18 protein-coding genes and 1 pseudogene are annotated in these 24,310 nt (G+C 56.2%); 9 read left to right on the forward strand and 10 right to left on the reverse strand.

All coding sequences use genetic code 11. The annotated features are described in order from the left end of the window. Nucleotides 1-39 precede the first annotated feature (39 nt). From ACR0DH_RS07870 to ACR0DH_RS07900, 7 genes are all read left to right on the forward strand, one after another. On the forward strand, nucleotides 40-1,869 hold the full coding sequence (locus ACR0DH_RS07870; protein WP_480543887.1) for an extracellular solute-binding protein: 1,830 nt from the start codon (nucleotides 40-42) through the stop codon (nucleotides 1,867-1,869). 18 nt (nucleotides 1,870-1,887) lie between these two features. Further along, nucleotides 1,888-2,697: an SDR family NAD(P)-dependent oxidoreductase gene (locus ACR0DH_RS07875; protein WP_480548149.1), complete on the forward strand. Its 810-nt coding sequence runs from the start codon at nucleotides 1,888-1,890 to the stop codon at nucleotides 2,695-2,697. 63 nt (nucleotides 2,698-2,760) lie between these two features. Beyond that, on the forward strand, nucleotides 2,761-4,059 hold the full coding sequence (locus ACR0DH_RS07880) for a M24 family metallopeptidase (protein WP_480548151.1): 1,299 nt from the start codon (nucleotides 2,761-2,763) through the stop codon (nucleotides 4,057-4,059). A 55-nt stretch (nucleotides 4,060-4,114) separates the two neighbouring features. Continuing rightward, on the forward strand, nucleotides 4,115-5,110 hold the full coding sequence (locus tag ACR0DH_RS07885; protein WP_475163953.1) for a thiamine pyrophosphate-dependent dehydrogenase E1 component subunit alpha: 996 nt from the start codon (nucleotides 4,115-4,117) through the stop codon (nucleotides 5,108-5,110). A 10-nt stretch (nucleotides 5,111-5,120) separates the two neighbouring features. Next, the gene (locus ACR0DH_RS07890) at nucleotides 5,121-6,116 is read left to right on the forward strand and encodes an alpha-ketoacid dehydrogenase subunit beta (protein ID WP_480543883.1); all 996 of its coding nucleotides are present in this window, start codon (nucleotides 5,121-5,123) and stop codon (nucleotides 6,114-6,116) included. Then, nucleotides 6,106-7,140: a biotin/lipoyl-containing protein gene (locus tag ACR0DH_RS07895; protein WP_480548153.1), complete on the forward strand. Its 1,035-nt coding sequence runs from the start codon at nucleotides 6,106-6,108 to the stop codon at nucleotides 7,138-7,140. Before ACR0DH_RS07890 ends, ACR0DH_RS07895 begins: the two co-directional genes overlap by 11 nt. Before the next feature lie 16 nt (nucleotides 7,141-7,156). Next, nucleotides 7,157-8,587 (forward strand): NAD-dependent succinate-semialdehyde dehydrogenase, encoded by a 1,431-nt coding sequence (locus tag ACR0DH_RS07900; RefSeq protein ID WP_480548155.1) that lies wholly within the window; start codon nucleotides 7,157-7,159, stop codon nucleotides 8,585-8,587. A gap of 440 nt (nucleotides 8,588-9,027) precedes the next feature. Here ACR0DH_RS07900 and ACR0DH_RS07905 read toward each other — a convergent pair whose 3' ends face one another. From ACR0DH_RS07905 to ACR0DH_RS07920, 4 genes are all read right to left on the reverse strand, one after another. Further along, nucleotides 9,028-10,884, reverse strand: a complete 1,857-nt coding sequence (locus ACR0DH_RS07905; protein ID WP_480548157.1) for a CHASE2 domain-containing protein — start codon at nucleotides 10,882-10,884, stop codon at nucleotides 9,028-9,030. Beyond that, complete coding sequence (locus tag ACR0DH_RS07910) at nucleotides 10,878-11,492, reverse strand: FecR domain-containing protein (RefSeq protein ID WP_480548159.1); 615 nt, start codon at nucleotides 11,490-11,492, stop codon at nucleotides 10,878-10,880. The genes ACR0DH_RS07905 and ACR0DH_RS07910 overlap by 7 nt, the downstream gene beginning before the upstream one ends. Before the next feature lie 857 nt (nucleotides 11,493-12,349). Further along, the gene (locus ACR0DH_RS07915; RefSeq protein ID WP_480548161.1) at nucleotides 12,350-13,456 is read right to left on the reverse strand and encodes a ParB/RepB/Spo0J family partition protein; all 1,107 of its coding nucleotides are present in this window, start codon (nucleotides 13,454-13,456) and stop codon (nucleotides 12,350-12,352) included. Then, nucleotides 13,453-14,760, reverse strand: coding sequence for an AAA family ATPase (locus ACR0DH_RS07920; protein WP_480501703.1), 1,308 nt, complete (start codon nucleotides 14,758-14,760; stop codon nucleotides 13,453-13,455). The genes ACR0DH_RS07915 and ACR0DH_RS07920 overlap by 4 nt, the downstream gene beginning before the upstream one ends. A gap of 467 nt (nucleotides 14,761-15,227) precedes the next feature. Between ACR0DH_RS07920 and ACR0DH_RS07925 the strand changes: the two genes are divergently transcribed. Continuing rightward, nucleotides 15,228-15,911, forward strand: coding sequence for a DnaA N-terminal domain-containing protein (locus ACR0DH_RS07925; protein WP_480548163.1), 684 nt, complete (start codon nucleotides 15,228-15,230; stop codon nucleotides 15,909-15,911). A gap of 96 nt (nucleotides 15,912-16,007) precedes the next feature. On the opposite strand, the gene ACR0DH_RS07930 is transcribed toward ACR0DH_RS07925, so the two are convergent. Together ACR0DH_RS07930 and ACR0DH_RS07935 are read right to left on the reverse strand one after the other, a co-directional pair. After that, entirely contained in the window at nucleotides 16,008-17,474 is a 1,467-nt protein-coding gene (locus tag ACR0DH_RS07930; RefSeq protein WP_480548165.1) for a uracil-xanthine permease family protein, read from the reverse strand. Between the two features lie 240 nt (nucleotides 17,475-17,714). After that, the gene (locus ACR0DH_RS07935) at nucleotides 17,715-19,346 is read right to left on the reverse strand and encodes an alpha-D-glucose phosphate-specific phosphoglucomutase (RefSeq protein WP_480548167.1); all 1,632 of its coding nucleotides are present in this window, start codon (nucleotides 19,344-19,346) and stop codon (nucleotides 17,715-17,717) included. Nucleotides 19,347-19,701: 355 nt separating this feature from the next. Here ACR0DH_RS07935 and ACR0DH_RS07940 point away from each other — a divergent pair. Continuing rightward, nucleotides 19,702-20,117 (forward strand): annotated as a pseudogene (locus ACR0DH_RS07940) (DDE-type integrase/transposase/recombinase); the annotation flags it as partial. A 76-nt stretch (nucleotides 20,118-20,193) separates the two neighbouring features. Here ACR0DH_RS07940 and ACR0DH_RS07945 read toward each other — a convergent pair. The 4 genes from ACR0DH_RS07945 to ACR0DH_RS07960 are packed head-to-tail and all read right to left on the reverse strand — an operon-like array spanning nucleotide 20,194 to nucleotide 24,308. Next, a complete protein-coding gene (locus ACR0DH_RS07945; RefSeq protein WP_480548169.1) occupies nucleotides 20,194-21,015 on the reverse strand; it encodes a 3-oxoadipate:acetyl-CoA acetyltransferase in 822 nt (273 codons plus the stop codon). Nucleotide 21,016: 1 nt separating this feature from the next. Further along, complete coding sequence (locus ACR0DH_RS07950; protein ID WP_480548171.1) at nucleotides 21,017-21,901, reverse strand: intradiol ring-cleavage dioxygenase; 885 nt, start codon at nucleotides 21,899-21,901, stop codon at nucleotides 21,017-21,019. A gap of 39 nt (nucleotides 21,902-21,940) precedes the next feature. After that, nucleotides 21,941-23,698 (reverse strand): FAD-dependent oxidoreductase, encoded by a 1,758-nt coding sequence (locus ACR0DH_RS07955; protein ID WP_480548173.1) that lies wholly within the window; start codon nucleotides 23,696-23,698, stop codon nucleotides 21,941-21,943. A 28-nt stretch (nucleotides 23,699-23,726) separates the two neighbouring features. Then, nucleotides 23,727-24,308: a VOC family protein gene (locus tag ACR0DH_RS07960; protein ID WP_480543871.1), complete on the reverse strand. Its 582-nt coding sequence runs from the start codon at nucleotides 24,306-24,308 to the stop codon at nucleotides 23,727-23,729. Nucleotides 24,309-24,310 lie beyond the last annotated feature (2 nt).

Raw genomic sequence — 24,310 nt, forward strand, 5'->3', positions numbered from 1 at the left:
CACCAAGATCATTCTGAACATTTTGAAAGGGAGGGCAATATGAGCGAATCGAATTTGTCCAAATCGAACAATCCAGCGCCAGACTCGGCCCAAACTCATGATCAGGGTGCAAAGCGGTACAAACCCATGGACGGCTCAGCTTCGACATTTCAGCAAGGTTTTTATCAGGACAAGACCGAAATGCTTCAGGTTGTTTCGTTTCTGGAAAGCTTTTGCGAAGAGCTGGAAGATGTGATCGAGGTCTTTGCCCCGAACCCGTTTTTTCTGATGTCTCTTTTCCTGATCCGAAATCACATTGAGGGTAAAACCGTCACCCCGACGTCTCTCATATCGGCGTCGCACATTCCATATGCCACTGCGTCGCGCCGCGTGAAGGAAATGATCGAAACAGGCCTGATCGAACAGCGCCCGCGCACCAGTTCCGGCAAAAGCTTCTCGCTTCATCCCAGCGAACATCTTCTTGAGGGATGGATGCAGCTGTCCACCCGCATCCGGCGCCTGGCCGAAATCGAATTTGGAACAAACGAAGAGCGGGCAGAGTCCACCGACTATTATTTTGGCGGATCTTACATGGCGACCAAGTCGATACCACCGCTGCAAGTTCTAGGTGAACCCCTGAAACTGGCTGGTGGGGTTCGCGTTCTGGTGCATGGTGACCCGACCTTCATGGTGATGGAAACGCTCAAGCGGCAATTTGAACAAGTGATCGGATCACAGATCCAGCAACGCGCCTTTTCAATTGATCGCTTGCGGGAAGAAGCGCTCAAAAACGCGGAACGCCCAACCAGCCGATATGACATTATCGCAGTCGATCTTCCTTGGATCGGTGAGTTTGTTGAAAAAGACGTGTTGCTGCCGTTAGAGAAAGTGATGGATTTGGCAGTGCTGGATCCGGCCGACTTCCATACCGCAGGCTGGAAAGCGGCACATTGGGGCGGTAAGGCCTATGGTGTCCCGGCGCAAACCACACCAGAGCTTTTGTTCTATCGGCGCGATCAGTTTGCCGATGCGGGGCTGGAACCACCTGCAACGACGGATGAACTTCTGACTGCGGCAAAGGCTTTCCACGATCCGCAGCACGGGCGATATGGCATAGCTTGGAACGCGGCACGTGGGACAGCGCTCGGACATACATTCCTGACGACGCTTTCAGATTTCGGGCAGCCGATCGTTGATCTAAAAGAGATCGCCGGCGGTTTTGACACCGAAGACCTGCATCAAGATGCCTATCAATTCACTATCGACACGGCCGTGGGGCTAAGTGCTGCCGAGTATCTGATGGAGCTACTCAAGTACTCACCGCCCGACATTTTGTCTATGTCGTGGTACGAACGTATCCGTCCCTTTGCCGCAGGCAAGGTCGCGATGGCATACGGCTACACGCTGTTGGCGCCTTATTTCGAAAGCGATCCGTCTTCGCCCGCACACGGGCAGACCGGTTTCCTTCCACATCCTGCAGGACGTGGCGCCACTCAAGTAGCACCGGTCGGCGGGTATGTTATGGGCATCCCTTCCAACCTGCCGGTCGAGCGTCGTGCCGCAGCAGCAGAAGCGTTACGGGTCTTCACGTCTCCAGAGGCTCAAAAGCTGTACGTCCAGAACGGCAGCCGGACCAACCCGCGTTATTCAGTTGGTGCCGACCCCGAAGTACAACGATCGTCGCCGATTTTCGAAGCAGTTGACGCCATGTCCTGGCGAGATGAGCTGCAATTCTGGCCACGCCCACCCGTACCTGAGATCAGCGATGTCATTCGCATCTGTGGAGAGGAACTTCACGACATGCTGCGCGGGATCATACCCCCAAAAGAAGCTCTGCGCCGTGCGCAGGATCGTGCTGACGAAACGCTAAGTGGCAAGCGCCGAAGATAGAACCCCAAGGAGAAGATCATGGACCCCAATCGCCTGAAAGGTAAGAACATTCTGATTACTGGCGCCGCTCGCGGCATGGGACAGGCGAACGCCGAGTGCTTTGCGTCTCAGGGTGCAAACATCTGCATTGGAGACATTGATCACGCAGAGGCGCAGAAAGTTGCGGATGGCATCAATGCCAACGGTAACGGCAGCGCAATCGCGGTAAAAATGGACGTGACCAAGCGCGAAGACAATGCGGGTGCCGTTGCGGCAACCGTCGAAGCCTTTGGCAGTATCAACGTGGGTCTGTTCAACGCGGGCCTGAACAAACCCCGGTTCTTCATGGATATCGATGAAGACAACTGGGACATGATCATGAACGTCAACACCAAGGCGATGTGGTTGGGGATGCAGGAAACTGCACGTCAGATGATCAAGCAAGGCCCGATGGAGGGACATCCCTATAAGATCATCAACGTCGGTTCAATCGCTTCGCGCAAACCGCTTGTGGATGTGACGGTTTACTGCACCTCAAAATATGGCTGTCTGGCCCTGACTCATTGCGGCGCCGTTGCGCTGTCCGAGCACAACATCACGGTCAACGGATATGCGCCAGGCGTCGTTGTAACCCCACTCTGGGAGCAACTCGACAAGGATCTGGTCGGTATCGGTTTCAAGGAACGCGAAGGGCAAGCGTATGAAGACATCGTGCGTGATGCACTTCAGGTCAAACGGGTCTCCTACCCCAATGACATCGTCGGTACCGCGTCGTTCCTGGCCAGCGATGACAGCGACTATATGACCGGCCAGATGATCCACATCGATGGCGGCTGGTGCATTCAGTAACGCAGCAACACTTCGCTGACCCCACACAACACATCGGTGGTGCAACCACCCGAAGGAGCCGTCATGTCCAGAGCATTAATGCCCAACCTGCTTACCCCTCAGGATCTTGAACCCAACTGGAAATGGGAAGGGCGATTGCCGGCGTGGGGTCATACATCCGTCGACTTTGAGCGTCGAATTGATCATGACCGTCTGCGCCGCTATCGTCTGGCACGCACGCGTCAGGCTTTGAAAGCGTCGAACGCTGGTACTCTCCTCCTGTTTGATGTGAACAATATTCGCTACGTTTCGGCCACCAAAATCGGTGAATGGGAACGCGACAAGATGTGCCGGTTCTGCCTGCTGACGGGCGACGATGCGCCCTATGTCTGGGATTTCGGGTCCGCTGCGATGCATCACAAAAAATATTCGGATTGGCTGGTGCCGGATCATTGCCGTGCAGGTGTAGTCGGCATGCGGGGCACCATCCCGCCCGAATTTGGATTGATGCGCAAATACGCCAAAGAAATCGCCGGACTAATCCGCGACGCAGGAATGGGGGATATGCCGGTTGGAGTGGACTATGCAGAAACGGCGATGTTCGAAGCGCTCAAGGCTGAGGGCATCAACGTCGTCGACGGCCAACAAATCATGTTGGCAGCACGCGAAATCAAGAACTGGGATGAAATCCAGCTACTGACGCAAGCTGCTTCGATGGTCGATGGCGTCTATCACATGATTTACGAAGAGCTGAAACCGGGCGTGCGTGAAAACGACATCGTCGCGCTGTCCAACAAGATGCTATATGAGATGGGCAGCGACGATGTCGAGGCGATCAACGCCATTTCCGGCGAACGCTGCAACCCGCACCCGCACAACTTCACCGACAGGCTGTTCCGACCCGGTGATCAGGCATTCTTCGATATTCTGCAATCCTATCAGGGGTATCGCACCTGTTACTATCGGACCTTCAACATAGGCCGGTCCACGCCGTCCCAGAACGACGCCTATGTGAAGGCGCGCGAATGGATCGATGCATCGATTTCGATGATCAAACCGGGGGTCAGCACCGACAAGGTGGCGGAAGTTTGGCCAAAAGCCGAGGAGTTCGGCTTTCCCGACGAAGCGTCTGCCTTTGGCCTTCAATTTGGTCACGGGCTGGGTCTGGCGTTGCATGAACGGCCGATCATCAGCCGCGCTGTCAGCCTTGATCATCCAATGGAGATCAAGACGGGAATGGTCTTCGCGCTAGAAACCTATTGCCCGGCGACCGACGGCTACTCCGCCGCGAGGATCGAGGAAGAGGTCGTGGTCACCGAAACCGGTTGCGAAGTGATCAGCCTTTTCCCGGCTGAGGACCTGCCAATCGCCAACCGCTACTGACGCCTATCCAACCGGCCCCCAAGGGGTCGGCGTTCACTCCTTAGGAAAGTTTGCCATGAGCGCCGCAAAAACCAACACTCAGGACTATCTGCGGATGTACACCCAGATGGTTCGCATCCGAACATTCGAAGACAACGCAAACCAGTTGTACCTGTCGGCCAAGATGCCGGGGCTGACCCATATGTATTCCGGTGAAGAGGCCGTGGCAGTTGGTATTTGCGAAGCTTTGCGGGTCACCGACAAAATAACCTCGACCCACCGTGGCCACGGCCATTGCGTAGCCAAAGGCGCCGATTTCAAGGAAATGTTCTGCGAGTTGCTGGGCAAGGAAGAAGGCTATTGCCGTGGCAAAGGCGGGTCGATGCATATCGCTGATCAGTCCAATGGCAATCTTGGTGCAAACGCGATTGTTGGCGGGTCGATGGGTATCGCAACAGGGGCTGCCTTTTCTGCCAAACTGTTAGGCAAGGATGACGTCACCGTCTGTTTCTTTGGCGATGGGGCCACCGCTCAGGGGCTGATGTACGAGGTCATGAACATGGCCGCCTTGTGGAAGTTGCCGGTGATTTATGCCTGCGAAAACAACGGGTATTCAGAATACACCCGCACGGACGAAATCGCGGCAGGCATCATCACTGCACGCGCCGAAGCCTTTGGCATTGAGGCTCACCAGGTCGACGGACAAGATGTGCTGGCCGTGAATGAACTGACCGAGAAGTTGGTCGCACGCGCTCGCAAGGGCGAAGGTCCGTTCTTCATCGAACTGATGACTTATCGCTACCACGGCCACCACGTGGGCGATATCAATCGCGAATATTACCGGTCGAAAGAAGAAGAAAAGCACTGGAAGGATAACCGCGATCCGATCACGCGGTTCCGATCCTGGCTTGTTGCAGAAGGTATTGCATCGGAGGACGAGATTGAGGCCATGAACGCTGACATCAAATCCGAAGCTACCGCCGCCGTCGAATACGCCCTGAACGCAGATTATCCAGACGCCGCCGAAGTCGACATGCATGTGTTCACCGACGTCAAACACGCGCTGGCCTGAGGAGCGAAATATGCGAGAAATTACTCTGTCTCAGGCCGTCAACGAAGCGCTTGCCGAAGAAATGCGTCGCGATCCCAATACATTCGTCATCGGTGAGGATGTTGCCGAAGCAGGAACTCCTTTTAAGATTCTTTCCGGGCTGGTCGAAGAATTCGGCACCGATCGCGTGGTCGACACCCCAATTGCGGAACCAGGGTTCATGGGGCTTGCGGTCGGTGCCTCCATGACCGGCACCCGTCCGATCGTTGATCTGATGTTTGGCGATTTTATCTTTCTGGTCATGGACCAGCTCTGCAATCAGGCGGCCAAGATCCACTACATGTCTGGCGGTAAAATGAACGCGCCGTTGGTCCTGCGCACAAATCTGGGCGCGACTCGACGATCCGCTGCGCAACACTCCCAATCCTTGCATGCGCTTGTGGCCCACATTCCGGGTTTGAAAGTGGCGTTACCTTCTTCGGCCTACGAGGCCAAGGGACTGCTAAAGACCGCAATCCGCGACGAAAACCCGGTTGTGATTTTCGAAGACAAGCTGATGTACAACGACAAGGCACCGGTCCCTGAGGAAGAGTTCCTCATTCCCTTTGGTGAGGCCCATGTCAAACGCCATGGCACAGACATTACGTTGATCGGCACGTCTTCGATGGTTCAGGTTTGTGAGAAGGCCGCTGAAATACTATTAACCGAAGGGATCTCAGCCGAGGTGATTGATCCACGTACAATTGTTCCATTGGACGAAGAAACGCTACTTGCTTCTGCCCGCAAGACGAGCCGTGTGATTGTCGTGGATGAAGGGCACCAGAGCTATGGTGTGACGGGTGAAATAGCCAGCCGTATCAATGAAAAAGCGTTCTACTACCTTGATGCACCTGTGCTGAGGATGGGGGCCATGGACGTGCCCGTCCCGTTCTCGCCCGCACTGGAGGACATTACTGTTCCAACCCCGGAAGGTGTTGCCGCAAACGCCCGCAGGCTTATGGCGGGGGACATGTTTCATGCCCCATGAGGTGATCATGCCGGCCCTTGGCATGGCGCAGGACACGGGTCTTTTGGTCAACTGGCTGAAAGCGCCGGGCGAGGCGGTTAGCTTGGGCGATCCGCTCTTCGAAGTGGAAACCGACAAATCGACTATGGAAGTAGAGGCACCTGCGGATGGGTTTTTGACCGATCTCAAAGCCGAAGCAGGTGCAGAAGTACCAGTGGGTCAGATCATCGCCCTGATTTCGGATACTGCCGAGGGTGAAGGGCTTACGCAGGACCCCAGCGACTTCATTGACACCCAAGTCGCGGAAAAGGTCGACGCAGAACCAGCGGCCGCGATCCCAACACACAAGGTCGCTGATCCACCCGTTGGGTCGCGTCAAAACACAAACATCGCCGTCGCACCGGTCGCAGAGAACGAACGCATTCTCGCCTCGCCCAAAGCGCGCCGCCTTGCCCACGAAGCTGGGTTGGATCTGAACCGGCTGGTATTGGCCGGGCATCCACAGCCTTATCATGTCGCCGACATCGAGGTGCTTCGAACGTTACCCAAAACCGGCAGCAACGCAGCCACTTCGGCCCATCTTTCTCAGATCACAGCATGTGTGCCACGAACCGGCACGGATGACTTCCTCAACTGGATGCTGGAAGACGGCGGAATAACCATTGCACCAACCGCGCTGTGGGCCAGTTTCGCCTCGGGAGCACTGCGTTCTGCGATGCCAGACACAGTGGATCTGGTAATCGCACTTTCGAATCTGACCGGCGTAACCGCAGTTCTGAAGAACCCTGACAAAACGCGCTTGCTCCATCAGATGGAGGTGCCGGATAGTCACGCGGATCTGGTTTTGAGAGACATGACGGACAGCCCCATCACCGGGTTGCGAATAGGTTCCCCTGACACACCGGTTCTGAGCGTCGCAAGAGACAGAGAAATGTTGCGCCTCAGCCTTGAATTCACGTCGGACCAGTTGGAGAGCGAGGCCGCAATCGCGCTGATTTCAGGCTTTGCCGAACGATTGGCCGACCCTTTGCAATATTTGATATGACTTGAACGGACACACCATGAAAAACACCGATCTATACATCAATGGTCAGTGGCACGCCGGCGCTGCAGATCAACGATTTGACGTAGTCAATCCAGCAACCGAAGAGGTGATTGCATCAGTCGCGTCAGCCGAAATCGCAGATGCAGATACCGCGTTGGATGCTGCCGAAGCGGCAATGGCAGATTGGGCCGCGCGAACGCCGCGCGAACGCTCTGAGGTATTGCGCAAAGCTTGGGAGCTGATGACAGATCGCCTGGAAGAGTTTGCCCATTTGATCACTTTGGAAAACGGCAAGGCACGCGCGGACGCAGTGGGTGAAGCAACTTATGCCGCAGAATTCTTTCGCTGGTTTGCCGAGGAAGCGGTGCGCTCGGACGGCATGATTACTCACGCGCCCAGTTCGGGTGCGCGGATCATGGTGCAGCATAAGCCCGCAGGCTTGGCTGTGTTGGTGACGCCCTGGAATTATCCCGCCGCCATGGGCACGCGCAAGATCGCCCCGGCCCTAGCGGCCGGTTGTGCCGTCATTATCAAACCCGCCTCTGAAACCCCGCTGACCATGCTGGCATTGATGCCTTTGTTGGAAGAGGCCGGCGTTCCACCCGGTTTGGTCAATGTGCTACCATCACGGCGCACCGGTGCCTTGGTGGATCACATGATGCATGATCCGCGCGTGCGCGTTGTGAGTTTTACCGGCTCTACTGGTGTGGGCCGAAAGCTTTTGAAAGGCGCGGCAGATCAAGTGCTGAAACCCGCGATGGAGCTTGGCGGCAACGCCCCGGTCATCGTTCTGGAAGATGCCGACATGGAAACTGCAATCGAAGGCACGATGTTGGCCAAGATGCGCAATCTGGGTGAGGCATGCACGGCCGCCAACCGCATTTATGTCCACGTCTCCCGCGCCGAGGAGTTTACGAAGCGCCTATCTGATGAAATGTCCGCCTTGAAAGTCGGCGATGGCACCGACCCTTCCGTTGATGTCGGCCCATTGGTCAACTCTGACACGCGTGACAAGGTGGCCGGGTTTGTCGCCGATGCGGTCGCAAAAGGGGCCCGTGTTGAATGTGGTGGTGCCACGCCTGACGGGACCGGTTTCTTTTACCCGCCGACCGTCCTCTCCAACGTGCCGGAAAGCGCCGATTGCCTGCATGATGAGATTTTCGGGCCAGTCGCCGCCATACAGACCTTCACTGACCAAGAGGATGTGATCCGCCGGGCAAACAACACGGAATACGGCCTTGTGGCCTATGTGTTCTCGGATGACTTCAAACGCGCATTACAGGTGTGTGAACGACTGGAATACGGCATGGTTGGCCTGAATCGAGGACTGGTAAGCGATCCGGCAGCACCGTTTGGCGGTGTTAAACAATCAGGCCTCGGACGCGAAGGCGGCCACGAGGGTATGCTGGAATTCATGGAAACTCAGTATATCTCGGCAAGTTGGTGATTTTGGAATTTTCAAGCTGAGTAAAGCCCGGAAATCGAAACCACCGAGCGTGACCCACCCTTGGAATAACAGGCTAGGGTGAGATCCAGATCCCAGACGCTTGCGATCATGGAAATATCACAATCGCTGCCACTGTATCCTAATATACCAGAATCTGCGGATTCAGAGCGATTTGGGGCAAAGTTGTACCCTTAATTGCAATATTTCCACAGGACTTTCTGCAGGGTGCCACTCAACGTTTCGCCTACCCTGGAAGGCCTGCGTCCGTTTGCGCGCCACAAAAGGCGCCTATGTCTTCCACAGTTTTGACCGTCCGGCAATTAAGGGTGCAGTACTGGAATTAACGGTACGGTATGAAAATTAAAGGTACAAAACACCATTGAAATCGCGAGAAAATTTCAGACGAGAATCTGATTCATTAGGGTACAGTGACAGCTGGGCTAGGTTGGGATTGTACCCGGAGGCAGTCCTGTCCAGATGTCAATGGGTTCCACCCGACCACGAAGCGTATGTTGGCCGGCCGGGTTCAATCCCATTTTCTTTGCTTGATCGCGCGTTTGCGGATCTGGTTCCAGAAGTGCACCGGACAGGGCAATGGCGGCGTTTTGAGATTTGGCGAACTCCTGCAGGCGACTGGCTGTGTTTACCACGTCACCGCTCACGGCGAGTTGTTTGTGGCGCTTGCCGCCGATAACACTGGTCTGGACCGGGCCCGCATGACCACCGACCCGTATCCCGAGACCGGGCCAGTCTGGACTATTGCCAACCGTCGCATACAGCGCCTCGATGAAGCACAGCGCGCGCATAGCATCGTCCGGGCCGGGTTCCGGCAGCCCAAAGACAACCATCGCGCCATCTCCTGCAAAATGTGCGATGATCCCGTGCTGCGGCTCCACGGATTGTTCGACAAGCCCGTGGAACAGCCGCAAAAAATCGGCGGTGCCCTCGGGGCCGAGGCTCTCGGAATGCGCCGTGAAGCTAGCGACATCAACAAACAAGACAACGGCAGGTCTTGCCGAGGCTTCGAAGCGAGGGTTGGTTGCATCTGCCAACCGCTCAACAAGCAGGGGCGACTGATAGAGCGCGAGATTCGCCGCGCGTCGACGATGTTGTACAAGCCGTAGCCCGGCGCCGGCACAAGCGCCCAATAGAAGCGAAAAAACCGCCGTGACCCCATCCAGCCACCAACCGACGACGAATGCGGCTTGCAGTACAAGAGCCACAACACTGAATACCGCTGTGGTCGCGAGAACCCCAAGCCAGGGCCGGTCCATTCTTGCCGCGAAGAATCCGAGCGTAGTCGCCATTAGTGCCACTGCGATGTCCAATGACCATGACAGCGCGTTACGACGCAGAAAACGCTGCTCGATAACGTTTGCAGCCAAAGTTGCATGCAGCTCAACGCCGGGAAAGGTGGCATCGTAGGACGTCGCGTGCCGGTCTCCGAACCCGGTTGCGGTGGCCCCGACAAACACGATCTTGTCCCGCAGGTTTGCCTCCCCAAGCTTTGCGAAAGAATAGGTCGGGATCGTCCCTTCATGCCCGTAAAAGTTCAGGGGGATAGCGCCCTGCCTGTCCAGCGCGACCAAGGTGTCCCCAACTGTCAGGTGCCCGCCTGTTTCGGATGACCGCAACTGTAGGTCCAGCTTATCATCCGCCGCCTTGAGGACCGCAAGGGCGAGCGGCGGATACCATGCGTTGCCGTCTTTAGTTGCCAGATACTGCGCAGCAATAAGCCGACGTGCTGCTCCATCGGGATCATGGCGCAGGTTCACATGTCCGATCGATACCACACCGCGCAGAGTTTCAGCCGGTCCCAACGCGGGCAGCGGGTTGTCGAACTCAGGGGCAATCACAACTAAAAAATCGCCGCTCTGGAGATCTTGCAGAGATGCATCAGCGGGCGCCTCGGCTACCCCAAGTACTGCGTCTGCACCTGCCAATGCCTCAGCAAGACCTTCGTCACCCGCACGCGGATCAATCAACAGAAAGTCCAAAGCAATTGCTGCGGCATCCGCCTCTGAGGCAATCGTCACCGCCTCTGCCAAGGCTGATCGAGACGGCGGAAACGTTTCAAGCTGTGCCATGGCAGCATCGTCAAATGCAATGATTGCGACACCATCCGGGGGTGTCACCGGGCCGCGCCAAAAGAATCTGGCGTCGAGCAGTCTGCCTTCAACTCCCTGCCAAAACGTACTTCGGTCTCCTGGGTGCCAGATCGCGATCAACAGGCTCAACAGCAGCACGATCACCCCGGTAATGCGTCGTGCGCGTCGAAACCCGTCGCGTGCTACCATTCCGCCCCGAGAAGTACGTCGAATTCCTCTATGCGCGCCGATCCCCAATCCGTGACCGACCCAAGCTCGCCAGAGGAGGATACATCAATGCCTTTGCCCGGGCTTAGTTGCGCAACGATGTCATCTGCAGAAACAAACACCGTGCCTTCACGTGTGAAGATGGCGCTTGCCCTGTTTTCGACTCGCATCGCCCACTCGGTGGAACGGACCGCGGCGACAGCAGAAGGGGTTCTGACCTGGACGCCATTCCCGTCTTCCGAGGAAAAAAGGAACCCGGCGACGCCATCGATCAGACGCAGTCCAAAGGGGCGCGTTTCATGATCCAATAGACCAAGCACGTCGATCTCGCTTTCCGGGCCTATAACAACTTCAAGCCCAACATAGCAGGCAATGGTAACCCTTGCATCGGCTTCCGTGCGCAGCTTGGCATTCAACCCCAAACCCAAACCAATGACTGCAGGTTGGGCACCTGCTCCTCGGGCAGAAACGACCGCCTGCCCTTCCATACGCGTTATGACACATGTTCCTTGTGTTTGAGCGGCGACCGAACCGGGCAACCCGATCCAGGAATAAATAAGAAGGATAACAAGCAAGCTTTTTTGAATCATTGCGGCCTCGCGGCTGAAGATACTCACAAGAGTGAAGAGTATGACACGAGAGGTCAACCAAAGGCGGCCTTACGTTTCTGTCGCATGGGTGGGAAACTGCTCGTTTCAATCAACGCCCGCCCTCGTCCCCGATTCAGATTGGACACACAAAACTCAAGAACTGGGGAATGTCTGCGTTCGCGTAGGAATTGATGAAAGAGTTTACAGCAGACTCTTTGATTTCGGGTTTAATAGAAACCACCCTACCCACTTTGTGCTCATAATTTGGCAGTAATGATCGTTACTTTTGCCGCAGCATCAAACCCTCATCATACCCGATAAGTATCCCTTATTCGGTCTAATACGAACTCCGTCAGGAGTTGAAGGCAGAATCGGCGTTTAAGCCGAAGCACCTTAGCTCCCTGCCCTGCCCCCCCTTCCCTCTCACAATAAGTTCGTGGAATGGTCTTTGATCTGTGTACACCTACAATGGCCGCTGGGCCCGTGAACAAGGCGATGGCGTTGGACTTGATCGCCTCCGGCCCTCGCGACGTCGGCGGCATCTCAAACGAGAACAACGGCGTTAGACAACAATGGTCTCAGTCGCGCAAAGCCTTCGCAAGACACTGGCCTGCCCGACTGGGCTCGACTTGGACCGGAGCGTCACATCCTGGCGGGAGCTTTGCTGGACAAAGTAGCTCGCCTTGCAAGCGGGCACGCCCTTGTTGAAACAAACCAGCGCCTGGATCCAGTTACAGACCCAACGGGTTTGCGTAGACCTTGCAGATGGCCTTGTGATGAATGTGTTGACACTCGCTCTATACGCAAAACACCGGGCTGATAGCCCGGTGCTTGGTCTGGTCTAAGATGGCAGTTTCTTACCCGTGGGTAAGATCATCCTCTTCCTGAAGATCATCAAGCAGCACCGCGACAGCCTGTTCCAGCTTGCTACGATCTACACGCGTGAAATCCAGATCATATTTCAGTTCTATGCGCCCGTTCGAAGCCGAGCATCGGGCGACCCCTGCCCTTCCCGACACTTGAAACGTCGTTTTGGCGCGGCGGGTTTTTCCTGAACTGCTGGGTGCCGGTTTCTTTTCGGCTCCTGTCTGAACCTCTACAAACGACCGCAAGATCGCCATCTCGCGAGCGCTGTCCCGCTCTGGTTCGCTCATCACGGCGGTGCTAACCTGACGTACCAAACCAGGATCCGCATCGAGCTTGCGTTTGAGCGTGACCCCCAGATTGCGCGGGATGTCGTTTGGATGCATCAGCACCTTGTCCAGCATCATCAACAAACTGGCAAACGCGCGGATATAACTACGCTTTGTGTAGCTGGCTGATTTGAACAGGATTGCCACTGCTTTATCCACATCCGCACAATCGTTTGCCGGGTCTTCTGTGTAGGCGCGCGCCAAGGTACCCATTTCCGCAAATGAGATATCCTTGCGGATGAGGTTTTCATCCACCATCCGCCGGTAGCTGTCGTTGATATCCGCGGCATCCGAAATGCCTGCCGGGATTTCAGCGTAAATCTCATCGCCAGTTTCCTCATACAAGGCGCGATAAGCAGACAAGCGGCGCATACCTTGTATCAGATCAAACCGACCATCCGAGCGACGTTCCAATCGAATTGGGTTTGACAGACCAATGTCGCGGATCGAATCCTTTAATTCATCCAACTCGTCATCCGGACCAGCCTTCCGATCGCGTGTCAGCTTTTCGGTGACAACATTCGAAAGCGCCACACGCTCGGTCACCAAACCTTCAGACCGCAGCCGCACCAGTTCATGCGCCAATCGGTCATTTTCGGCGCGGATCGTATCTTCGGTTGATTGCTGGTCGCGCAGGGCATCTGCGTTCTCTGAGATCGCTGCAGCCATCGGACCACGCCTTTTCTCCAGCACCTTGTCTGGAACCTTACCGACGGGGATGTCCTCCATTGCCGGCATATCGATGTCAAACATTCTGCGTTTACGGCTCATGCGTCATCCTCCAGCTTGTCCCAGGCCGTCAGCATGACATCCCGGAATTCCTCATAGACGTTATCAAAGGTCGATCGTGCGCGCCGCCAGGTTTCGCGCGTCATCTCTCGGTAATCCATCTCGTAGACGGAACTTAGGAAACGGCCCGATTGCTCTACGGCACGGGTCATTTCCACCGGGTGCTGCGCAACGTTGTCGCCGAAGACTTTGCGGAACGCTTCGAACATCGCAAGGTGCAGAGCGTTGCCCGGCTCGTATCGCGTCAGCAGGAAACGAAGTTCGCAGAAGGTTTTGGGAAGACCGATCTTACCCGTGGGTAAGGTCTTGTCGAACCCATAGGCCAAATCCTCGAGCGCTTCGGCCAGCTGACCAATGAAAGAGGTGGTCGAGTCGTATTCCCAATATCCTGGCCCGGAGGGGATATAGAGCATGTCCGCCGCAAAGACCGCATTCATGGACTGATAGCCAATCGCGGGCGGGCAATCGAAGAGGATCAGATCATAGGCATCGTCGGGGATCTGATCCAGGTAGCGCGATACCGCTGCAAAAAACGACCATTCGGGATTTAGGTGTCGGTACTGGGCCGACGCAAACTCAACAAAAGCAGCGTTCGCACAGGACGGAATCACATCGATCGTCGACCAGGAGGTCTGCCGAATAAAGTCAGCGACCCGCAGATCACCCAGGCCCATACCGGTGATCGACGGTGGCAGCTCGCGGCGGGGCAGGGCGGTGCCGGATTCGGCAGCGGCAGGGCGGTTGTTCATCCGCTCTGTTTCTCGGATAAGATCGCGCGCCATGATACCCCAAACGGTGAAATCTTCGGCCACGTCCGTCAGGCCCATCGAATGGCTCAGGGTCGCCTGCGGGTCGAAATCCACTACTAGTACACGATAGCCATCCAGCGCAGCCGCGTGCGCCAGATGTAAAGCAACGGTCGACTTCCCGGCACCCCCTTTGAAATTGGCAACAGCCGCGCGCATGGCGCGTTTGCCGGCGGGGCGGGGCGGCATCAGGGATTTGCGGTTCACCTTGAGCCTGCGGCGCAGCTCGTTCACCTCTTCGAGGCTGAACCAGCGCTGTCGGCCATCTGGCTCGACCTCACCACCCGGCAGCGAAGGATCAGCGGCAAGCTTACCGCGGAAGGTCGACTGGTTGATCCGAAAGATCAGCTCGGACACTTCCCAACTAGAGAAGCGGCGGAGCGTCTTCTCCATCTCGGGGCTGAAGGTCTGCTGCCGTATCCAGCCCTGCAGTTTCAGCGATTGATTGCGCAATGCGTTTAGATCTTCGTGCGTATACATGCCTCAGCTCTCGTTCCTTCGGACGCTATTTGTTATCTTTTTTCTATTTACGCCCGATTTGCACTTTACGCAAAAGAAAATATCATGAAGATGAAACTTACCCGTGGGTAAGAAAACAAGGGCCAGCGCAACGCTGAGCGATTCGGAGACAAGGGTACTGAAATCCGCGGTAGCGCATCGCTGCTCCGCCCACATTTAGGGGGCCACCAATAGGCGACCAACCCCATTTAGGGGGACAGAATGGCCAAATAGGGGGTCATCCTGTGTGTCCCCCATCACCATTACTTCACCAAATTTCTTTTATTGAATTGATCTGAACCCAAGCCCAAACTGGCCTGAAATGAGACTCTGCTTGACAGAATCGAAGCTTTGGACGCTAATCACTGCAAGATGATGAAAAGCGTTGGCAAACAGCGTGACACGGCGGTAAGAACCGCATGAGGCAGACCAGAGCGGTGAGAACGAGGATGCAGCTTGCAAAACCGGTCGGGCGAAATGCACCGGCCCTCAAGTACGATATTCTATCGGCGCTGACAGTGCATGCGCTGTCGGGCGACAAGCATCGTCAGCGCAGTATTCTACGCATCTTAGCCCTGATCACCACGCGGTATAACTGGCGCAGCAATGAGCTTTCGATTGGACGAGAAGAAATCTCGCGGCTGTGGTCGGTGAATGAACGCACGGTGAAACGAGAAATGGCTAAATTTCGTGCGATGGGCTGGGTTGTGGTCAAACGACCGGCTGCCCGAGGGCGCGTGGCGGTATACGAGCTGGATTTAAAGCAGCTGATGTTGGATACCTCAGAGGTCTGGCCTGTGATTGGCACGGATTTCCAGGCGCGTATGACCAATGAACCCGAAGCGGTTACAAATATTGTGCCATTCAAGGTCAAAGCGGCGTTCCCTGACGGGGCCGAAGATGATGTCTGGACGCAAGTACAGGCCATTTTGCATGGCCGGGACCCTGAGCTTTGGGCAAGTTGGTTCCAACATCTAAGCGAGGCCGACAGGGCAGGGGGCGTGGCCACGTTGATCGCCCCCTCGCGCTTTATGGCTGATTACATTGCCCAGAAATGGAGCGCACGGTTGCTGGCAGCTTACAGCCGGGTTGATCCGGACATACGCAGGCTGCGCTTTGAAACATCGGAATAGTCCGGAGATGCTCGGGGAATGGGCCCTCGATCAAGCTCTATTGTGTAGTCTTGATCGAAGGCAGAGATGCGGTAGTCTCCCGCCGCATCGATTTGCTTAGACGTGATCGTCTTTCACCAGCTCGCCCCGGCCATGTCCTGCCAGACCGCCTGAGACTTCTTCGGTTGCCTCATCGGCCAGTGTTTCGGGCAAGATAAGGTTCAAAACAATTGCAATCAGCGCGGCCGGCAAGATCCCCGAGGCCCCCAGGATGCGCAGCGTATCCGGTAAATGCTGCAGCGCATTGGCTGAGCCCGGTGCGACGTTCATGACTTCAAGCTGAAGACCCAGACCTATGGACAGGGACACCGCAAAGATAACCATATTCCGGCGGTTCCAGACCACGTCTGACAGCATGGAGACACCTGCCGCGACAACCATACCGAACATGACGATCACGCCACCGCCCAGAACCTCAATCGGGACGGTACGGATCAGGCCGCCGACCTTGGGGACAAGCCCGCAAATGATCAGGAAAATAGCGCCAATGGTGACGACATGGCGGCTCATTACGCCCGTCATCGCGATCAGGCCCACGTTTTGGCTGAACGAAGTATTCGGAAAGCCTCCAAAGATACCGGCAAGCGCTGTGCCGAAACCGTCAGCATAGGTTGCGCCCTGAATCTCTTTGTCGGTGGCTTCGCGCCCGGCACCACCCTTGGTGATGCCTGAGACGTCGCCAACGGTCTCGATCGCCGATACAAAGGCCATGAGGCAGAAGCCGATCACAGCGGCCAAAGAGAACTCGAACCCGTATTTGAAAGGCTGCGGCAAGGCGAAGGCGGCAGAGCGTTCCCACGAGCCAGAAATCGCATCGAGTGGCAGTTTTCCAACCAGGATGCAATAGACGTAACCCACTAGAATACCAATCAAAACCGCCGAGATCGACAGCATCCCGCGAGCAAAGAACTTCAGCCCTAGCGTGACAATGATCACGATCAGGGCAGGGGCCCAGCTGGACAAAGAGCCATAGCTTTCCGCGCCCGACGCCTTGGCCGGAACACCACCAGCTGCGTATTCGATACCAACTTTGACCAGCGCCAGACCGATCATGGTAACGACGAGGCCGGTCACCAGCGGCGGCAAAGCAAAGCGTATCCGGCCGATTACCGTGCCCAGAAGCGCATGGAACAGGCCGCCAATGAGTACGCCGCCAAACAAAGCGGCCAGCCCATCCACGCCTTTCCCGGCGACCAACGGGATCATGATGGGAATAAATGCAAACGACGTGCCCTGAACGATGGGCAACGCGGCCCCGACAGGCCCGAGAGTGACGGTTTGCAATAGCGTGGCCACACCCGCAAACAACATCGACATCTGAATCAGATACAGCAGTTCGGGAAAATCAGGGCTGTTCGAACCAAAGCCAAACCCGGCTGCGCCCGCAACGATGATGGCCGGGGTCACGTTTGATACGAACATGGCCAGCACGTGCTGAATACCCAAGGGTACCGCGCGATAGATGGCAGGAAAGTAATTCGGGTCTCGAAGTTGTTCCGGTGTCCCGATTGGTGACGTCGTCATGAGGTTCCTCCTGTAGGACCAATGGAGTCGTCTCTGAGCGGGTGCCGGTTCTGTTTATTCGTGTGTTTGATCTGCAGCCGTTCAAAGTAAGCTATTGATAGTCCACCACGGTGGTGGCGATTATCAAAAATACCCGAAAGGTTCTGCGCGCCCCTTGCAATCTGGGGTGCAAGGGCGCTCTGGCTAAAAACGGAGCAGATCTGGTTGTTGCTGCGGGTTTTGGCAGCGGCAACCGGACGGTCAGGTCACCACATCCGGAGAGGTTCTGCCGCAAATCTCCTGCAATCTGGTGATGGCGGCGATAGCGTCGGCAACCTCACTCAGGGCGCTTTGCGGATCAGCACCCAGGTCGCCGTCCTTTGGCGTGAAACTTTCCAGATAGACCCGGATTGTGGCGTTGTCCGTTCCTGTGCCAGAGAGGCGGATCACACCGCGGCTGCCGTTTTCAAAGACGATGCGAATGCCCTGATTGTGGCTCATCGATCCATCGACCGGATCGTGATAGGAGAACTGATCTGCGGTCTTGACCACGAGCTCTCCCATACCGCTGCCGGGGAGGGTTGGTAGCCGTGCGATAAGCTCTGACATCATCTGATCGGCCTTGGCACTGTCCACGGTCTCGTAGTCATGGCGCGAGTAATAGTTGCGCCCATAGGTTTGCCAGTGGTCTTCCATTATCTGCCGGACGGAAACCCGGCGTTTTGCGAGAATATTCAGCCACAGGAGTACTGCCCATAATCCGTCTTTTTCGCGCACGTGATCTGATCCGGTCCCTGCACTCTCTTCTCCGCACAAGGTGATCCGACCTGCGTCGAGCAGGTTGCCAAAGAACTTCCAGCCCGTTGGGGTTTCATAGCAGTCAAGGCCCAGATGGCTGGCCACGCGGTCTACAGCGGTGCTTGTGGGCATGGATCGGGCCACGCCGGACAACCCCTTTGCATAGGCCGGAGCGAGGTGCGCATTGGCGGCTAGTACCGCCAGACTGTCCGATGGGGTAACGTAGATGCCTTTGCCCAGGATCATGTTGCGGTCGCCATCGCCGTCGGAGGCTGCGGCAAAATCCGGGCCATCAGGGGACATGACCAGATCGACCAGAGGCTTGGCCCAGATCGGGTTGGGGTCGGGATGACCTTTGCCAAAATCAACCGAGGGAATTGCGTTCAGCACCGAACCTGTTGGCGCGCCCAATTCCTGTTCAAGGATCGCAGTTGCATAAGGTCCCGTCACCGCATGCATCGCGTCAAAGCGTAAGGAGAAGCCCTCGGACAGAAGCGATCTGATCGCGTCAAAATCAAACAGCTCGCGCATCAGCTCTGCATAATCGGCGACCGGGTCGACGATTTCGACCTGCATCCCCTCAAGCACAGATGTGCCAATCTGGCTAAGGTCGACATCGTCTTTTGTCAGCGTGTGATACTGGGTGATGGTCTGCGACTGCGCATAGAATTTTTCGGTCAGACTTTCCGAGGCCGGGCCGCCATTGCTGCCGTTGAACTTCAGACCGAAATCCGCGTCGATGCCACCGGGATTGTGACTGGCCGAAAGGATGAAGCCTCCTTCGGCCTTTCGCTTTCGGATCAGGTTCGACACGGCCGGTGTCGACAGAAGACCATTCTGGCCGACGATAACACGGGCGATGCCGTTGGCCGCTGACATGCGCAGGATGATCTGGATGGCCTCGGCATTGAAGAACCGACCGTCGCCGCCAATGATGAGCGTTTTGCCCGCGCCACCGTCAATGGCGTTAAAGATCGACTGGACAAAACACTCCAGATAGCCCGGTTCCATAAACACCCGCGTCTTTTTGCGCAGTCCCGAGGTTCCGGGCTTTTGGCCCGCAAAGGCGGTGCAGGGCTGTGTCACGATCGGCATATTTCAAATTCCTTGTTCTGAACAATGACGCAGGTGGTGCGCGCCGGGTCCCAAAATGTGCAAGCCCCACACGGGTCAGGTATCGGGCTTTGATGGAGAAGTGATAGGGCAGGGGGGCTGTAGGTCACAAGCCTGTTGGTTAAAGTTGGGCCATCTGTCTTGATGCGTCTCACCAGGGCCATGCTTCGCCGAGCGTGGCCTGCGTTGCATGACTTGTCGTTGCCAACCATCGTATTTGCCTAGGTAAGGATGAATCCCTGCACGCGGATGTAGTCGCCGAAGGTCTCGCGTTCCGCGTGGCTGTATTGCCGCGTCCTGTCGTCAATCCAGGCCCAAAGTTTGCGACACATCATCGGTTTATTTTTACCGTGCCGTCGACAAGCACGGCAAAACTCTTGAATTCATGCTGTCGGAGCGCCGAAATAAATCGGCTGCTACAAGATTTTTAGCTCGGACACTGGAGGTCAACGGTCTGCCGCAAAATAGATCGTTGTCGACATAAGCGGAGCCAGCACTGCTGGCACTAAGGCGATCAACAAAATGCTGAAAGGCGTTGGCTGCCTGATCCCGATTGAGATGTTGAGGCGCAAATATCTGAACAACATCGTCGAACAAGACTATCGTTTCATCAAAAGACGAACGCGCCCGATGCTCGGTTTCAAGAGCTTTGCCTGGGCTGCAGCAACACTTACTGGCATCGAGGTGTTACATGAGCCGAAAGGGCCAATTCGGCCCGGACTCTGCCCGTATAAGCAATTAGCTGAACTGTGAGCCTAGCTTCGTCGCGTTCGCCAAGACAGTCCGGCTAGCTCATGACTTTGCAACAAGGCCGGTGCGCAAACCCCGTCTAGAGGCCCAAAATACTTCGTGCCTGGTCGGCTGTCGCAACCGGGCGATTGTACTGGTCACAGATTTCAGCTGTCCGGGTCACTAGAGCCGCGTTTGATGGTGCAAGCGTATTGCGATCCAGTCGCACGTTGTCTTCCAAACCCGTACGCGCATGGCCACCTGACAAAATTGCCCAATGGTTAAGAACCTCCTGCTGCGCACCAATACCTGCGGCGCACCAGGGCGCACCGGGAAACAGTCGATCAACTGTCTTCACGTAGAAGTCGAAGACTTCGCGATCCGCAGGCATTGCGTTTTTCACACCCATGACAAATTGCACATACGGCGTGTCTTTGATTTGACCTTTCTTGTGCATCTCGGCCGCCTTCAAGATATGGCTCAGATCAAAGGCTTCAATCTCTGGCTTGACGTCATAAGTGGCCATCTCAGCCGCGAGCCAGTCGACAAGATCGGGTGGATTTTCGTAGACGCGCGTGGGGAAGTTGTTCGACCCAACCGACAGCGATGCCATATCCGGCTGCAACGGCAACATGCCGCCCCGCGTCTTGCCCGCCCCGGACCGCCCGCCTGTCGAAAACTGGATGATCATGCCAGGGCAGTGTTTCTCAAGCCCCTCTTTCAGTCTTGCGAACTTTTCCGGGTCGCTTGAAGGCGTTTCATCATCGTTTCGAACATGGGCATGGCAGATGGATGCCCCTGCCTCAAAGGCTGCCTGTGTGCTTTCGATTTGTTCTTCGACTGTTATAGGCACCGCCGGGTTATTGGCCTTGGTTGGCAAGGACCCGGTTATTGCAACACAGATGATGCAGGGTTCGGACATTTCACGCCTCTTTCGGTGCGAGGACAAAGTCGAATTCGACATCCCAATAAGGACCTTCAAAACCGACTTCCTCAGATCGCGCCGGATCATCGACCCGGTTGAATTCGGCGATCAGGCTTTCTTTGACCCCAAACACCGCATCCGAGTTGATGTACTGATCATCGGGATCAAAGATATGCGTGGTCAGGTCGTCGTAGCCGTCTTTCGAGACAATGTAGTGTAGGTGCGCCGGTCGGTACGGGTGTCGACCAAGACGCTTCAACAGATCGCCAACCGGCCCGTCATCCGGGATTGGATAGTTCTTTGGCCGCACCGCACGGAACCAATACGTCCCGTCAGCACCGGTCGTGAAGACGCCGCGCAGGTTAAAATCAGGTTGAATACCTTTCTGCTGCACGTCGTAAAACCCATCATCATTGGCTTGCCAGACATCAATCTTGACGCCTTCCAGTGGGTTGCCCTCCACATCGGTGACACGACCCCGTACCACCATGTCCTCGCCCTTTTGGTCGAGACAAATGTTGTGTCCCATCTCGTATTCCGGGGCACCTCCCACGTGGAAAGGGCCCAGCACAGTGTTCTCTGAGGCCCCGGTGGGGCGGCGTGAGTTCACGGCATCCACCAGCATCGACACGCCCAGAACATCGGACAGAAGAATGTACTCCTGCCGCCAGTCATCGCACATGTGCCCAACCTTGGTCAGGAACATGATCGCCTCGAACCATTCCTGTTGCGTCGGTTCAATCTCCTTCACGGCCTCATGGAGCTTTCGCGTGATGACCTCCATCACCTGCTTAAGCCGTTCGCTTTCTGCGTTTTTGTTGCGTGCAGTGACAACCTCGGCCGAGTTTTCCTCGGTGAAGTATCCCATCTCATGCGAGTCCATTTTGGCCTCCTGACTTGTGTAAGTTTGCTCCAGATTGGCTCATCGCGAAAGGACTGTGGTCAGCGCGCGACGCAGTTCGGCTTCGGCATCCGCAGCCATATCGGCTGAGCGCCACGCCACATGTTGATCGGGACGGACCAACAAACAGCCCGTATCCGAAATCTCCGACGCGCGCGCCCAATCCCCGTTGTGGTCAACATAAGTCTGGCGCGGACCGATGACGTGACAGCGAATGGGCATGCCCAGTTCGCGAGAAACGGTCTCGGCCGCCGTCAACCAAGCCTCGCCACCAATTCCGGTCAGCAAGGTGAATTCTCCGCGACCGCACAAATCCAGAGTGGAATGTTTGTTCCCAGTATCATGATCAAACACCCAAACATGTGGGATGCGCGCGCCGGGCCAAGTCGTGGGCTGGTAATGCAGCTCAGCATCCTGATCAAAACTGGGATTGGGTTGACCATCCGGTTCAATCGCACAGGAGTCGTAGCGTTGGTTCATTTCAACGCCATGCGCATCGAACTCATATTTCTTGAAGGCAATCGCCTCGCGAATGGCCTGCCTTTGTGCCGCAGCTTCAGGCGTTGATCCCGAGCGTGCCTCAAGGTTGCTTTGCATGACCTCTGGGTCGACACCTTCTGCCATTCCGAGAGATTCAAAGATAGGACCGAATTCACCGATGGATTGATTGGCTCGTGTGACGATCTGCTTTGCTACCGGCGCGCGCTCTTCGCTATAGCTGTCCAGCAGGTTCTCTCCGGCGTGGCCTTTCAGGACTGCCGCCAGTTTCCAAGCGAGGTTAAAGCTATCCTGAATCGAGGTGTTCGAACCCAGCCCGTTTGACGGAGGGTGTCGGTGCGCTGCGTCGCCCATGATGAACACGCGGTCCTTTTGCATATGGGTCGCGTACATATTGTTGACGGTCCAGGTGTTGGCGCTGATCAATTCGATCTCAAGTTCGGGGTCGCCAACAAGTTGGCGCGCCACCTGCGTGGCCATGGCCTCGTCAACTTCGGGGGCGGGTTGGTTTATGTCATAGCCCCAGACAATGAGCCATTCGTTCCAAGGGCGGACCATGCGGACTAGACCCATGCCAATGCCACCGACATTCGCACCCGGTTGCATCACCCAATAGAGGACCGATGGCCGATGCGCCACGTACTTGCTGAGATCGGCCCGGAACAGGATGTTCATGGACCCGCCGACGCCCATCTGACCTTCGAATGGCAGACCGGCATGTTCGGCAACTAGTGAATTGCCCCCATCCGCACCGACCAGGTATTTTGAACGGATCGTGATTTCTTCGCCCGACAAGCGATCCAAACACGTCGTCGTCACACCATCTGCGTCTTGCTCATGTCGCAAGTATTCGGTGCTCATACGTGCTTGAGTCCCACGGCGACAAGCGGTGCCGAACAGGATCGGCTCCATGAATGTCTGCGGAAGGTCGTTCATCATGGTCGGGCTGGACAGCAGGTGCTCGGCTTTGGATAGAGGATGATTGCCCCAGCTTTTCATCCGTCCGATTTCCTCACCGGTGAGGCTTTCGCAGAACACGTTCTCACCCATCAAATCCTGATGCGCGGCGTGCATATAGGCTTCGGCCTCGACTTCATGACCAAGGTCGCGCAAAACCTCCATCGTGCGCTGATTGGTGATATGCGCGCGCGGCGTGTTGGCCAGCCAGCGATAGCGGTTGATGACCATGTTCTCGACGCCATAGCTCGACAGCAAAGCCGCCGTTGCGGACCCCGCCGGGCCGGTCCCGATGATCAGGACATCCGTTGTGATGGTGGCCATAAGCTCTCTCCCTTGTTGTTTGAATTTATCAGGACCGTGGGTCCCAAAGGCGGCCGTCATATTCGGCCTCATAGGCTTTGCCGTCCGGGTAGCTGACCAGTTCAAGCTGCATGCCCCAGGGGGCGAGGAAATAGACCCAGGTTTCCCCAGCGCTTGGGCCTTCGGTCATGGTTGTCGGGTTGCCCAGGACCTTAATGCCCTTGTCCTGCAAATAGCTGACGGCACCGTCCATATCGGTGGTATAGAACGCGATGTGATGCCCGCCGATATCCGAGTTACGCGGCAGCTTCGTATCCTGATCCGGCGCGGTGTATTCGAAGATTTCAAAATTGGCGCCGTTGCCACAGCGGACCAGTCGCATCGTCGGGATCTCGGCCTTGGCGTCCACGTTTAGATGGTCCGCCATCCAGGTGCTGTCACCGCCCGAGAACGGGCCCAACGGGTAAAACACATTGCAGCCGATAACGTCCTGAAAGAAGGTGACAGCCTCATCGACACTCGGGACTGTAAATCCCACATGGTCTGTACCCGTCATTCCCGGCAGGGAGTTGCCAGCGAATGCGCCAGTTCCTAATGCTGCGACGGCGGTCGTAAATGCGAGTGCTCTCATGG

Source organism: Ruegeria sp. I1 (genome assembly GCF_056532675.1).